The following is a 13,136-nucleotide window of genomic DNA, read 5'->3' on the forward strand; positions in this document are numbered from 1 at the left end:
TTCAGGGAGGAGGAGGGGCGTCGAAACGCGCGCTACGGGGCGTTGAGCGGAGGGGGGCGACAGGCTATCCTTCGCCATGGCCTGACGATCCGGGGAGGGGATCCGATGCGCATCCTCCTGATCCTCGGCGCGGTGCTGGCGCCACGGGTGGCCGTTGCTGCGGCTACGGTTGCGGCCCCGGGCGGGGTGCCGGACGGTATTCCCGCGGGTTTCTGGGGCTTCAACCCGGTGATCGTGGGTGCGCTGGCGCTGGTGGCCTGGACCTACATGCAAGGGGTAGAGCGGCTTGAGCGGCGCGGACGGCCCGTTGCCTGGGGACGGCAGGCGGCGGTTTACGCGGGGCTCCTGACGCTGTGGGCGGCGCTGCAATCGCCGCTGGCGTCCTGGGCCGGCGACAGTTTCGAGGGGCAGGCCTGGCAGGGGTTTGCGCTGCGCCTTCTCGGCCCGCTTCTGTTCTTTCTGGGCACGCCGCAATCAGCGTTGATCGCGGGGCTGCCACGGTGGGGACGGCGGGCATTGGCGCGACGTCTGCCGCACCGTGGGCGCATCCGGCGGGGTCTGCGGGCGGCGGCGCGGCCAGTCCCGGCGACACTGGGGCTGATCCTGGGACTGGGGGTCTGGTGTCTGCCGGCGATGCAGGCCGTGTCGGGGCAGGCCGTGGCGGGGCAGGCGGTCGGGGGAACGTTGATGCAGGCCACCTGGCTGGCCTCTGGCCTTCTGTTCTTCGCCACGCTGTTCCACCCGCAGGATGCGCCGCATGGCCCGCCGCATGCGCGCCGGCAGGCGATGCTGATCGCAGCGGCGCTTGCGCAGCTTCTGATCGGTGCGGCGCTGACGATGAAACCGATGCTGCTCTACCGCTTCGGTCGGGGGCTGGGCGACGAGGCAGCGGGGGGCTACGTCATCTGGACGCCCTCGTGTTTCCTGCTGCTCGCCGCTATCCTGATCGTCGTGCACCAGTGGAATGCCGCGGAGGAGCGCCGCTGGGCCCGGGCACAGCGCGGCGGCCTGTCCAACGCGGAGATGATGGCGCTGATGCCGCAGACGGCGGAGGAATTGCGGCTGGCCGTCGCCCCGCGCAACCGCCGCACCGCCTATGGCCTTGGGCTGATCCCGCTCTTGATGTTCGTCACCCTCTTCGCCACGGTCGAGACGGTGCGGATGATTGGCTGAGCGGACGATGCGCGGGCACGCAGCCCGCACCACGTCGCCGCAAGGGCGGAGATCCGCCCGGGCCGCAATCAAAAACCGCCGCGGGGTTTCCCTCGCGACGGTGTTGTCTTTCGGGACGGGCAGGGGCCGAAAGTGGCCTCAGCGCCCCCGGATCCGCGGGTCGAGCGCGTCGCGCAGTCCGTCGCCGATGTAGTTGACCGACAGCACGGTGAGCGAGATCGCCAGGCCCGGCCAGATCACCAGCCCCGGGGTCTGCTGCATGTACTCGATCCCGTCGTAAAGCAGGCGCCCCCAAGTCGGGAAGTCCGGCGGGAAGCCGAGGCCGAGGAACGAGAGCACCGATTCCGTGATGATCGCCTGCGCGATCCCCAGCGTCGCCGCCACCATCACCGGCGACAGCACGTTGGGCAGGATGTGGCGCATGATCATGCGGAAGTTCGGCGTGCCGATCGAGCGGGCGGCGAGGACGAACTCGCGCTCCTTGATCGCCAGCACCTCGCCGCGCACGATCCGCGCGGCGTGCATCCAGCTCGTCACGCCGATCGCGGACACGATCAGCGCGAAGATCCCCATGTTGACGCCCATGATGGCCGAGAGCGGCTGACGGAAGAGCATGACCATGACCAGCAGGAGCGGCAGCACCGGCAGCGCCAGAAACAGGTCGGTCAGCCGCATCAGCGGCCCGTCCAGCGCCTTGGAATAGCCGGCAAGCACCCCCACCAGCGTGCCGAGGAAGATCGAGATCACCATGGCCACGATGCCCACCGCGATCGAGATCCGCCCGCCGGTCATCATCCGCGCCAGCATGTCCCGGCCCAGCGGATCCGTGCCCAGCGGGTGGGACAGACTGGGGCCCGCGCTCATCGCCTCGAAGTCGATGTAGGAGGGCGAGAAGGTCCAGACATAGGGGCCGAAGACCACCATCACGAAGATCACGATGAAGACCGCGGCGCCGGACATGGCGCCCTTGTGGGTCTTGAACTGGTCCCAGACGTCCCACCACTGGTTGCGGGGCGGGGCGATGTGCTGCGCCAGATCCTCGGCGGGGGCGTGATCCGGGCCCAGGGTCGCCTCGGCGTTCAACCCCTCGGCCACGGCGCGCGGATCCTTCTTGTTCGGTTCAGTCATAGCGGATTCTCGGATCGAGAACGCCGTAGAGCAGGTCGGCGATCAGGTTGAAGACGACGATCAGCACGGCGAAGATGAAGGTCAGGGTCTGCACCATCGGCAGATCGTTCGAGTAGATGGCCGAGATCAGCAGCTGGCCGATCCCGTTCACCAGGAAGATCTGCTCGGTCACGATGGCGCCGCCGAAGATCGCGGGGACCCCCAGCGCGATCACCGTGATCACCGGGATCATTGAGTTGCGCAGCACGTGGGTCATCACCACGACCCACTCGGTCATTCCCTTGGCCCGCGCGGTGCGGACGTAATCCTGGGAAAGGTTGTCGAGCATCGACGAGCGCAGGTAGCGGCTGATCTGGCTGGTGGTCTGGATCGCCAGCACGAGGACGGGCATCACCATCTGCCGGAGCTGCTCGACGAAGCTGTGCCAGTCGTTCACCTGCAGGTTGGTATCGTAGATCGCCGGGAACCAGCCGAGGTAGACCGAGAAGACGAGGATCACCAGCACGCCCGAAAAGAACGGCGGCACGGCGAGGCCCAGCATCGAGGCGAAGGTGCCTACCTGGTCGAAGACCGAGTATTGCCGGTAGGCCGACAGGATCCCGATCGGCAGCGCGATCAGCACGCCCACGACATAGGCCAGGCCGACGACCCACAGCGTCTGCGGGATCCGCTGCGCGATGATGTCGAACACGGGAGAGCGCGTCTGCCACGAGATGATGCGCTGCATCCCGTCCGAGAAATGGGTGCCGAAGAGCACGTCGAAGAGGTGCAGCGGCTCGACCCAGAAGAATTCCTTGAGCCACAGGATGTATTGCACCAGCAGCGGCTTGTTGACGCCGAGGGCCTCGCGCATCTTGGCGCGCACCTCCGGCGGAATGGTCAGCGGCAGATCGCCCAGCGGGTTACCCGGCGCAAGCTTGAGCAGCGCGAAGATGATCAGGCTGATGAACAAAAGCGTCGGGATCGCGAGTATCAGCCGTCGGATCGTGTAGTTGAGCATTGGCTGCCCCTGTCAGGTGCCCTGGTATGACCCAGCCCGCGGCGGCTGCCGCAAGGACCGGTCGGGTTGAGTGGGCGCGCCCCGCGCCGAAAGGATCGGTGGGGCAGGGCGCGCCGCGGGCATCGTTACTTCTTGCGATACCAGTCCTGGATGTTCCACATCTCGGAATCCCAGGTGTTCAGGATGTCGCCGCCCAGCGTGTTCGACACGGCCGAGTCACGGCCACGCCAGACCAGCGGAAGCATCGCGTACTGGCTGTCGGGCTGGCCGACGGTCAGGATGGCGTTCAGCTTCTTGACGATATCGCCGCGCTTCGCGATCTCCGAGGTCTTGCCGAGTTCGGCGATCAGCTCGTCATACTTCTTCGAGCAGAAGCGGGTGATGTTCTCGCCCTGCCACTGGGTCGCCGGACGCGGAGCCTTGTCGCAGGTGTATTGCGCGACGTAGGAGCCCGGATCGGCGCCCGAGAAGTTGTTGGCGTACATCTCGGCGTCGGCATAGAACTTCTGGAACGTGTCGGGAGACCCCGCATCGCCGCCGAAGAAGACCGAGCCGTTGACGTTCTTCAGCTGGGTGTCGACGCCGATCTGCTTCCACCACTGCTTGATGACAGCCTGGAACTGCTGGCGGACCGAGTTGGTCGAGGTCTGGAACAGCAGCGAGAGTTTCTTGCCGTCCTTGTGGCGGAAACCGTCCGAGCCCATTTTCCAGCCGGCTTCATCCAGCAGCTTCTTGGCGGCCGGGATGTCCTGCTTGAGGCAGGCGGTGTTCTTGGCATCGGCGAATGCGGCGGGTGCGGGCACCCAGTTGCAGGTCGCGCGGCCCATCTCGCCATAGCCGATCTTGCTCAGCACGTTGCGGTCGATCGCCAGCGACAGCGCCTTGCGCACCTTGATGTCCGACAGGATCGGGTGCGGCTTCTTCGCGGTCGACCGCTCGTCCGACGGCAGGTTCGGATCGGGGTCGGTCAGGTTGAGCTGGATACGCTCGACCAGCGTACCGAAGCCGACCTTGAGCTTGCCCTTGCCGTTTTTCTCCATGTCCGACAGGACCTTGGGCGACAGCTGCAGGTTCCAGCCATAGTCGTATTCGCCGGTCTGCAGAACGGCGCGCGCCGCGGCCATGGCGTCGCCGCCACCCTTGAAGTTGATGTGGGCGAAGTGCGGCTTGTTCGGGTCGCGGTAGTTCGGGTTCACGTCGAACTGGATGGTGTCGTTCGGCTTGAACTCGGCCACCTTGAACGGGCCGGTGCCGATCGGGTTGAAGTTCTGCTGGGTGCAGCTCGAGGCGTTGGCGCCGAGGCAGTCGGCGAATTGCTTGGCCTGAAGCACCGGGCTTTCCGAGGTGACGAACGGGCCATAGGGCACCGGCGTCGGTTCCTTGAAGGTGATCTTCACGGTGTAATCGTCGATCTTGTCGATCGATTTCACGCCCTCGAAGTGGCTGAGCTGCGCGCAACCGCCGTTCGGGTCCATGCAGTACTTGCCGGTGAAGACGACGTCGTCAGCGGTGAAGGGGGTACCGTCCGACCACTTGATGTCCTTCTTCAGGTGCCAGGTGATCGAGGTCAGATCCTTCGCGATGCCGCCGTTCTCGACCGTCGGGATCTCCGTCGCGAGGCGCGGGAACATCTTGCCGTTCTGGTCGTAGCCGGCCAGCGGCTCAAGCACGATCGACGAGGATTCGATATCCTTGGTGCCGCCCGAGAGGTACGGGTTCAGGGTCGACGGCGCCTGCCAGTAGAGGACGTTGGCGGTGCCATCGGTCCCGCGTCCCTCTGCCGCGTGCGCCATCGGGGCCGCGGCCAATGCGGCCGCCGCGCCCAAAAGGGCCATTCTGAGTTTCATTAAGTCCACTCCTCGTTGGTTGAGCTCTTCAGCCTCATGGCTTTTTTGAGGGCGGTTGATCCGCCGCTATCTTGTTGTCTCGCCGTACAGGTGGCAGGCCACGAAGCGGCCGGGCCGAACCTGCCGGAACTCGGGTTCCACGTCCTTGCAGACGTCCATCACCTTGGGGCAGCGGGTGCAGAAGTTGCAGCCCTTCGGCGGGTTGGCGGGCGAGGGGACGTCGCCGCGCAGGATGATCCGCTCGCGCCGGGTCTCGGTCGCCGGGTCCGGGTCGGGGACCGCGGACAGGAGCGCCTCGGTATAGGGGTGCAGCGGCTCTTCGTAGAGCGCGTCGCGCGGCGCGAGTTCCGCCATCTGGCCAAGGTACATCACCGCCACGCGGTCGGCGATGTGGCGCACCATCGACAGGTCGTGGCTGATGAACAGGTAGGTCAGGCCCAGCCGGTCCTGCAATTCCTCGAGCAGGTTCACCACCTGCGCCTGGATCGACACGTCGAGCGCGGCGATCGGCTCGTCGCAGACGATGAACTTGGGGTTCAGCGCCAAGGCCCGGGCAATCCCGATCCGCTGCCGCTGGCCGCCGGAAAATTCATGCGGATAGCGGTTGGCAAAGCGGCGGTTCAGACCCACCGCATCCATCAGCTCGTAGATCCGGTCGAGCTTTTCCTTCTTGGAAAGCTTGGTGTGCTCGTCCAGCGGCTCGCGGATGATCGAGGCCACGGTCATGCGGGGATTGAGGCTTGCCTGCGGATCCTGGAACACCATCTGCATCGTCGGGCGCATCTTGCGCACGATGCCGGCGTCGGCCTTGGCAATCTCCTGCCCGTCGATCTTCACCATGCCGTCGGTGACGTCGTAGAGCCGCAGCACCGCGCGGCCCGTCGTCGACTTGCCGCAGCCCGATTCGCCGACAAGGCCCAGCGTCTCCCCCTCGTAGATGTCGAAGCTGAGGTTATCCACGGCCTTCACGTCGCCCACCTTGCGGCGCAGCACGCCCGCAGTGATGGGGAAGTACATCTTCAGTCCGCGCACCTCGACCAGCTTGCGGCCACGGTGAACCTCGTGGTGGACCAACACCTCGCCGCCGTCCTGGTGGTCGTCGCCGTCAAGCATCGCGCTCGCTCCCCGTATCGGGATTCCAGAAACAGGCCACGTCGTGGCCGGTGGTGCCGACCGGCACGCGCTGCGGATTCTCGGTGGCGCAGCGTGCGAAGGCATGGGCGCAACGGTCGCGGAAGGCGCAGGCAGACGGCTCCGACATCAGGATCGGCGGCTGCCCCTCGATCACGTTGAGCTTGGGGTCACGCTCCCCATGCACCTTCGGCACGGTCTTCAGCAGTGCCCGGGTGTAGGGGTGCTGCGGGTTGGCGAACAATTCGCGCGACGGCGCCTGTTCGACCACCTGTCCGCCGTACATCACCATCACCCGGTCGGCGATCCCTGCGATCACGCCAAGGTCGTGGGTGATCCAGACGATCGCCATGCCCAGCTTCTCGCGCAGGTCCTTCACCAGCTCGAGGATCTGCGCCTGGATCGTCACGTCGAGCGCGGTCGTCGGCTCGTCCGCGATCAGCACCTTCGGGTCGCAGGCCAGCGCGATCGCGATCATCACGCGCTGCCGCATACCGCCCGAGAACTGGTGCGGGTAATCCTTCAGCCGGCGCGCGGCATCCGGGATGCCCACCAGCTCCAGCAGTTCCGCCGCCCGCTTGCGCGCCTGGCCCTTCTTCATCCCCATGTGCTTGCGCAGCGGCTCCATCAGCTGGAAGCCCACGGTGAACACCGGGTTGAGCGAGGTCATCGGGTCCTGGAAGATGAACCCGATCCGCGCGCCCCGGATCTCGCGCAGAGTCTCGGCCGAGGCGGTGCGCAGGTCATGACCGTCGAACAGGATCTGCCCGCCCGATACATCCGCGGGCGGCGAGGGCAGCAGCCCGATCAGCGACATCATGGTGACGGATTTGCCCGAGCCACTTTCGCCGACAACGCCCAAAAGTTCACCAGGGCGTAGTTCGAAGCTGACCGAGTTCACCGCGTGAACCTGGCCGCCACGTGTCTTGAATGTGGTTTTCAGGCCCTTGACTTCAAGGACTGGAAGCGCCCCATCGGGCATATGTCACTCCCCAACCTGTTGGTTTTGTTGGTATTTTTATAAGGCGCGGGGTCGTTGCCCTGCCGCGTTCTTCGGTCAGTGATAACAAATTCCATCCCATGGGCAAGAACCTTTCTGGAGATGGTCCGCCTTCCGAGGCGAGTGCCTAAGGATAGGGCAGACCTCTTGACCTTTGGTCATGCGGGTCGCAGGTTCGAAAGCGAAACCGCCAAGGATCCCCCCATGCCCACCCGCCTGTCCGCCCGCGAGCTCCTTGAAAAGCTTGTGTCCTTTCCGACCGTGAGCCGCGACTCGAACCTCGATCTCGTCCAGTGGGTGGAGGGATATCTGGCGGACTGGGGCGTCACTTCGACACGGGTCTACAACCCCGAGGGCAACAAGGCCGCGCTTTACGCCAACGTGGGGCCCGAGGTCGAGGGCGGGGTGGTGCTGTCGGGCCACACCGACGTGGTGCCGGTCGATGGCCAGGCCTGGGACAGCGACCCGTTCACGGTGGTGGAGCGCGACGGCAGGCTCTTCGGCCGCGGTGTCTGCGACATGAAGGGATTCGATGCGCTGGCGCTCTGGGCGGTGCCGCTGGCCATCGAGGCGGGGGTGAAGCGCCCCCTGCAGATCGCGCTCAGCTACGACGAGGAACTGGGCTGCATCGGCGCGCCGCCGATGATCGACGAGATGGTGAAGCACCTGCCGAAGGCTGCCGCCGTTGTGGTGGGTGAGCCGTCGATGATGAAGGTGGTGTCGGGCCACAAGGGGGGCTTTGGCTTTCACACCCATGTGCAGGGTTTCGAAGTGCATTCCTCGATCCTGCACACCGGCGTCTCGGCGATCATGGAGGCGGCGAAGCTGATCGACTGGGCCAACGCGAAGAACGCGGAAAGCGCGGCGGCCACGCCCTCGCCGCTGGCCGAGGCCTTCGTGCCGCCCTACACCACGGCCCATGTCGGCACGATCCAGGGCGGCACGGCGAACAACATCACTGCCAAGGACTGCCGCTTTTCCATGGACTTCCGCCTTGTCCCCGGCGACGACCGCACCACGTGGGAGGCCGCCTACCGCGACATCGTCGCCAAGGTCGAAGCCGGGATGAAGGCGATCCGCCCCGAGGCCGCGATCACGCTCAACCTGCGCATGGGCATCCCGCCGCTGAAGCCCGAGGCCGACGGCGCGGCCGAACGCCTGGCACGGCAACTGACCGGCGACAATGCGCCGAACGTCGTCAGCTACGGCACCGAGGCGGGTCAGTTCCAGCAGCGCGGCTATTCCGCCATCGTTTGCGGCCCCGGCGACATCGCCCAGGCGCACCAGCCGAACGAGTTCCTCGACCTCTCGCAACTGGCCGCGGGAGAGGACTTCATGCGCAAGCTCGTCGCCCATCTGGCGGCCTGAGCCCGCAGACTGATTCTGGAGACAGGACATGGACTTTCCCTTCTCGCTGCCGCCGGTGGCCGAACATGACGTGATCCCGCCCGCCAAGACCGACGTTGTGGTGATCGGGGGCGGGGTGATGGGGGTGATGACCGCCTGGTTCCTGCGCGAACGCGGCCTCTCGGTCGTGCTGTGCGAAAAGGGCCGCGTCGCGGCAGAGCAATCCTCGCGCAACTGGGGCTGGGTGCGCCAGCAGGGCAGGGATCCGGCCGAGCTGCCGATCATGATGGAGGCGATGCGGATCTGGCAGGACCTGCCCGCCCGGACGGGCGAGGATCTGGGGTTTCGCCAGACCGGGGTCCTCTACATCGCCAACCGGCCCGAGGAAATGGCCCGCCACGAGGCCTGGGCGAAGATCGGCGCGGCGCACGGGACCGATACCCGCGTGCTGTCGGCGGCCGAGGTGCGCGGGCTGATGAAGGACCCGGGCGATTGGCCGGGCGGCATCGCCGGCGGTATCTGGACGGCATCGGACGCGCGGGCGGAGCCCTGGGTCGCGGTGCCGGCGCTGGCGCGTGCCCTGGTGGCAAAGGGCGGCGTGGTGGCGGAACGCTGCGCGGTGCGGGCGCTCGACATGGTGGCCGGCCGGGTCGCGGGCGTGGTGACCGAGCGGGGGCGGATCGCCTGCGATTCGGTCGTGCTCGCGGGGGGCGCCTGGTCGGCGCTGTTCCTCGGGCGGCACGGGGTGATGCTTCCGCAGCTGTCGGTGATCTCGACCGCGGCGGCGACGGTGCCGCTGCCCGAACATTTCGCAGGTGCAGTGGCCGACGGGAACTTCGCCTTCCGGCGCCGTGCCGACGGCGGCTACACGCTGGCGCCCGGGGAATTCCGCGAATTCACCATCGGGCCGCATGCCTTCCGCAGCCTCAGGGCCTTCCTGCCCCAGGTGCTGAAAGATCCCTTCGGCTCGCGCTACCTGCCGGCGGCCCCCGCGGGCTACCCGGACGCCTGGGGCCTGAAACGCCGCTGGGGCACCGAGGAAGAAACCCCGTTCGAGCGGATGCGCATCCTGAACCCGCGGCCCAACCTCAAGGAGCTGGGCAAGGTGCAGGACAGCTTCGCCCGGGCCTTCCCGGCGGTCGGACGGCCCGCGCTGAAGGCTGCTTGGGCCGGCATGATCGACACTATGCCCGACGTGGTCCCGGTGGTCGATCACGTCCCCGCGCTGCCGGGGCTGGTGCTGGCCACCGGACTCTCGGGCCACGGCTTCGGCATCGGGCCGGGCATGGGCCGGGTGGTGGCCGACCTCGTGAATGGCGGGCAGGTGGGCCACGACCTGAACCGCTTCCGCTGGAGCCGCTTCTCGGACGGATCGACGCTCGACCTCGGCCCGGCGCTCTGACGAGGGGCCGCGCGCCTCCTGCCCTTTCATTGTTCCCGAAATACGCACCCCCCGTCTCCGCCGGCGCGGCGGCGGGGCTGCACCGGCGGGGCAACGGAGGGGGGCAAAAGCGGGGGGGGGGCAGCAGGCCGGCGTGCCGGCCACCACACCCCCTTGAAGCCCCCCGGAATTCGCGCCACGATCCGCGCCAGTGGCGACACTCGTTCGCCTGCAAACAAATCCGCCGATCTCGCCCCCTGCGTCCCGCCTCCTGCGACCGCAAGGCCCGCGCGGTCGGCCCGCCAGAGAGGTCCGCCATGCCCGTCAAGAACCGCTTCGCAGAGCTGCAGCCCGAGATCGCCGCCTGGCGACGGGACTTCCACGAGAACCCGGAGCTGCTGTTCGACACCTACCGCACCTCGGGCCTGGTGGCCGAGCGGCTGCGGGAATTCGGCTGCGACGAGGTGGTCGAGGGGATCGGCCGCACCGGCGTGGTGGGCGTGATCCGGGGCCGCACCGACAGCGCCGGGCGCGTGGTGGGCCTGCGCGCCGACATGGACGCGCTGCCGATCAACGAGATCACGGGCCTGCCCTATGCCTCGAAGACCCCGGGCAAGATGCATGCCTGCGGCCACGACGGCCATACCGCGATGCTGCTGGGTGCCGCCAAGTACCTGGCCGAGACGCGCAATTTCGACGGCACGGCGGTTGTGATCTTCCAGCCCGCGGAAGAGGGCGGCGGCGGCGGCCGTGAGATGGTCGAGGATGGCATGATGGACCGCTTCGGCATCCAGGAGGTCTATGGCATGCACAACATGCCTGGCATCCCCGTCGGCACCTTCGCGATCAAACCCGGGCCGATGATGGCGGCGGCGGACCAGTTCGAGGCGGTGATCACCGGCCGCGGCGGCCACGCGGCCAAGCCGCATACCACGATCGACCCGACGCTCGTGGCCTCGCATGTCGTGGTGGCGCTGCAATCGGTGGCCAGCCGCACCATTGATCCGCTGCACGAGATCGTCGTCTCGGTCTGCACCTTCCGCACCGAATCCGAAGCTTTCAACGTGATCCCGCAGACGGTGCTCCTGCGCGGCACGGTCCGGACGCTCGACCCGAAGGTGCGCGACCAGGCCCGCACGCGGATCACCGAGATCATCGAGGGCACTGCCGCGACCTTCGGCGCCACGGCCGAGGTGAACTACATGAACGGCTACCCGGTGACGATGAACGCCGAGGAGAACACCGCCTTCGCGCTGGCGGCGGCCGAGGCGGTCTCGGGCAAGGTCGACACCTCGATGAACCCGATGATGGGGGCCGAGGATTTCAGCTACATGCTGGAATCCCGTCCCGGCGCCTACATCTGGCTGGGCAACGGCGATACCGCGATGGTCCACCACCCGGCCTACAATTTCGACGACGAGGCGATCCCCTTCGGGTCGAGCTGGTTCGCCGAGATGGTCGAAAGCCGGATGCCCGCGGCCTGACGAAGCGGCCTGACGGAAGGCGACGGAAAGCATGGGGGAGGGGCGGTGCGCTCCTCCAGCCCTCCGGGCACTCGTCGCAGCCACGATGAGCGGCCGCAGGGCCACGAAGAGGGGTCAGGGGCCTGCCAGCGCCTCGGTGGTCAGCGGGCAGGGCGCGCCCCCGTAGAACCGCGTCAGCACCGGCTGCATCCACGGCGCGCCCGCCGCGGCGAAGAGCGTGGCCGAAGAGCGCAGCTTCAGGGCATCCACAGCGCCCAGGATCTCCTCGGCCGATCGCCCATCATGCGCGGCAACCGCCGCGGCCGCCTCTTCCAGCCGCGGCCCGAGGGTCGGATGGGCAAGGTAGGCGCGCGCCTCCGCGAGGTCGGCAATGCCATAGAACTTGGCCGTGCCCGAGCGGCCGAGCACCGCCAGCTGGGGAAACACGAACCACATCCAGTGGGTGACCTTGCGCCCGTCCTTGAGCTCCGCCAGCGCCTGGGGCCAGACCCCTTCCTGCGCGTGGACGAAGCGGCCGAGATCCATGGATCAGCCGCCGGTATGGCTCATGTGGCGCAGGGTCTGCCCGGCGATGGTCTGGCGCGAATAGTCGAAGTCGTGGCCCTTGGGCTTGCGCGCGATCGCCGCGCGGATCGCCGAGGCCAGCACCGCGTCATCCTCGCTCGCGCGCAGTGGTGCGCGCAGGTCGGCGCGGTCCTCCTGGCCGAGGCACATGTACAATTCCCCGGTGCAGGTCAGCCGCACCCGGTTGCAGCTTTCACAGAAATTGTGGCTGAGCGGGGTGATGAAGCCGATCTTTTGCCCGGTCTCCTCCAGCTGCACGTAGCGGGCGGGGCCGCCCGTCCGCTCGGCCAGGTGGATGAGCGTGTAATGTTCGGCGAGCCGGCTGCGCAGATCCTCGAGCGACCAGTACTGGTCGAGGCGGTCCGCCTCGCCCATGTCTCCCATCGGCATGACCTCGATGAAGGTCAGGTCATGGCCCTCGGCCGCGCACCATTCCACCATCCGGAACAGCTCGTCCTCGTTGAAGCCCTTGAGCGCGACCGCGTTGATCTTGACCTTGAGGCCTGCGGCCTTCGCCGCCTCGATCCCCTTGAGCACCTGGGGCAGCCGGCCCCAGCGGGTGACGCGGGCGAACTTCGTCTCGTCCAGCGTGTCGAGCGAGACATTGACCCGCCGCACCCCCGCTGCCGCCAGGTCCTTGGCGAAACGTCCCAGCTGCGAGCCGTTCGTCGTCAGCGTCAGCTCCTTGAGCGCGCCGGTCTCGAGGTGCCGCGACATCGCCTGGAAGAAGGTCATGATGCCGCGCCGCACCAGCGGCTCGCCCCCGGTGATCCGAAGCTTCTCCACCCCCATCCGCACGAAGGCCGAACACAGGCGGTCCAGCTCCTCCAGCGTCAGAAGCTCCTTCTTCGGAAGGAACTCCATGTGCTCGGTCATGCAATAGGTGCAGCGGAAATCGCAGCGGTCCGTCACCGAGACGCGCAGATACGAGATGGCTCGGGCGAAGGGGTCGATGAGCGGTGTCATGAGGCGAACCTAGTGTGCCGGTGCCCGCGCGGCAAGCCGCTGCGCGCCAGACCGGTGCCGGGGAGGACCCCGGACCGGGTGGGTTGGCGGTGAGGGCGGCGTGCGTATTTGGGGA

General features: G+C 67.4%; 11 protein-coding genes. 4 read left to right on the forward strand and 7 right to left on the reverse strand.

What is annotated here, in order from left to right:
• Positions 1–105: 105 nt before the first annotated feature.
• Complete coding sequence (locus CVV76_RS04445; protein ID WP_102223441.1) at positions 106–1,173, forward strand: cytochrome c oxidase assembly protein; 1,068 nt, start codon at positions 106–108, stop codon at positions 1,171–1,173.
• A gap of 138 nt (positions 1,174–1,311) precedes the next feature.
• On the opposite strand, the gene CVV76_RS04450 is transcribed toward CVV76_RS04445, so the two are convergent.
• From CVV76_RS04450 to CVV76_RS04470, 5 genes are all read right to left on the reverse strand, one after another.
• Complete coding sequence (locus CVV76_RS04450; RefSeq protein ID WP_102223442.1) at positions 1,312–2,301, reverse strand: ABC transporter permease; 990 nt, start codon at positions 2,299–2,301, stop codon at positions 1,312–1,314.
• Positions 2,294–3,301, reverse strand: a complete 1,008-nt coding sequence (locus CVV76_RS04455; RefSeq protein ID WP_102223443.1) for an ABC transporter permease — start codon at positions 3,299–3,301, stop codon at positions 2,294–2,296. The genes CVV76_RS04450 and CVV76_RS04455 overlap by 8 nt, the downstream gene beginning before the upstream one ends.
• A gap of 125 nt (positions 3,302–3,426) precedes the next feature.
• Entirely contained in the window at positions 3,427–5,148 is a 1,722-nt protein-coding gene (locus CVV76_RS04460; protein ID WP_102223444.1) for a peptide ABC transporter substrate-binding protein, read from the reverse strand.
• Positions 5,149–5,214: 66 nt separating this feature from the next.
• A complete protein-coding gene (locus CVV76_RS04465) occupies positions 5,215–6,165 on the reverse strand; it encodes an ABC transporter ATP-binding protein (protein ID WP_233192740.1) in 951 nt (316 codons plus the stop codon).
• 88 nt (positions 6,166–6,253) lie between these two features.
• Complete coding sequence (locus CVV76_RS04470) at positions 6,254–7,261, reverse strand: ABC transporter ATP-binding protein (protein ID WP_102223446.1); 1,008 nt, start codon at positions 7,259–7,261, stop codon at positions 6,254–6,256.
• Between the two features lie 222 nt (positions 7,262–7,483).
• Between CVV76_RS04470 and argE the strand changes: the two genes are divergently transcribed.
• From argE to CVV76_RS04485, 3 genes are all read left to right on the forward strand, one after another.
• Positions 7,484–8,647, forward strand: coding sequence for an acetylornithine deacetylase (gene argE / locus CVV76_RS04475; protein WP_102223447.1), 1,164 nt, complete (start codon positions 7,484–7,486; stop codon positions 8,645–8,647).
• A 28-nt stretch (positions 8,648–8,675) separates the two neighbouring features.
• On the forward strand, positions 8,676–10,028 hold the full coding sequence (locus CVV76_RS04480) for an NAD(P)/FAD-dependent oxidoreductase (RefSeq protein ID WP_102223448.1): 1,353 nt from the start codon (positions 8,676–8,678) through the stop codon (positions 10,026–10,028).
• A gap of 296 nt (positions 10,029–10,324) precedes the next feature.
• Positions 10,325–11,491 (forward strand): M20 aminoacylase family protein, encoded by a 1,167-nt coding sequence (locus tag CVV76_RS04485; protein ID WP_102223449.1) that lies wholly within the window; start codon positions 10,325–10,327, stop codon positions 11,489–11,491.
• Between the two features lie 114 nt (positions 11,492–11,605).
• Here the strand turns inward: CVV76_RS04485 and CVV76_RS04490 are convergent, their stop codons facing one another.
• On the reverse strand, positions 11,606–12,016 hold the full coding sequence (locus tag CVV76_RS04490) for a DUF1810 domain-containing protein (protein ID WP_102223450.1): 411 nt from the start codon (positions 12,014–12,016) through the stop codon (positions 11,606–11,608).
• A 3-nt stretch (positions 12,017–12,019) separates the two neighbouring features.
• A complete protein-coding gene (gene moaA, locus CVV76_RS04495) occupies positions 12,020–13,021 on the reverse strand; it encodes a GTP 3',8-cyclase MoaA (RefSeq protein WP_102223451.1) in 1,002 nt (333 codons plus the stop codon).
• Positions 13,022–13,136 lie beyond the last annotated feature (115 nt).

It is taken from the genome of Acidimangrovimonas sediminis (assembly GCF_002871005.1).
Classification (GTDB): Bacteria; Pseudomonadota; Alphaproteobacteria; order Rhodobacterales; family Rhodobacteraceae; genus Acidimangrovimonas; species Acidimangrovimonas sediminis.

What these genes read in the sequence shown, in the direction of transcription:
- CVV76_RS04470 (WP_102223446.1), bottom strand. Translation starts at nt 7,261, where the DNA reads ATGCCCGATGGGGCGCTTCCAGTCCTTGAAGTCAAGGGCCTGAAAACC.
- CVV76_RS04480 (WP_102223448.1), top strand. Translation starts at nt 8,676, where the DNA reads ATGGACTTTCCCTTCTCGCTGCCGCCGGTGGCCGAACATGACGTGATC.
- CVV76_RS04455 (WP_102223443.1), bottom strand. Translation starts at nt 3,301, where the DNA reads ATGCTCAACTACACGATCCGACGGCTGATACTCGCGATCCCGACGCTT.
- moaA (WP_102223451.1), bottom strand. Translation starts at nt 13,021, where the DNA reads ATGACACCGCTCATCGACCCCTTCGCCCGAGCCATCTCGTATCTGCGC.
- CVV76_RS04450 (WP_102223442.1), bottom strand. Translation starts at nt 2,301, where the DNA reads ATGACTGAACCGAACAAGAAGGATCCGCGCGCCGTGGCCGAGGGGTTG.
- CVV76_RS04445 (WP_102223441.1), top strand. Translation starts at nt 106, where the DNA reads ATGCGCATCCTCCTGATCCTCGGCGCGGTGCTGGCGCCACGGGTGGCC.
- CVV76_RS04485 (WP_102223449.1), top strand. Translation starts at nt 10,325, where the DNA reads ATGCCCGTCAAGAACCGCTTCGCAGAGCTGCAGCCCGAGATCGCCGCC.
- argE (WP_102223447.1), top strand. Translation starts at nt 7,484, where the DNA reads ATGCCCACCCGCCTGTCCGCCCGCGAGCTCCTTGAAAAGCTTGTGTCC.
- CVV76_RS04465 (WP_233192740.1), bottom strand. Translation starts at nt 6,165, where the DNA reads ATGTACTTCCCCATCACTGCGGGCGTGCTGCGCCGCAAGGTGGGCGAC.
- CVV76_RS04460 (WP_102223444.1), bottom strand. Translation starts at nt 5,148, where the DNA reads ATGAAACTCAGAATGGCCCTTTTGGGCGCGGCGGCCGCATTGGCCGCG.
- CVV76_RS04490 (WP_102223450.1), bottom strand. Translation starts at nt 12,016, where the DNA reads ATGGATCTCGGCCGCTTCGTCCACGCGCAGGAAGGGGTCTGGCCCCAG.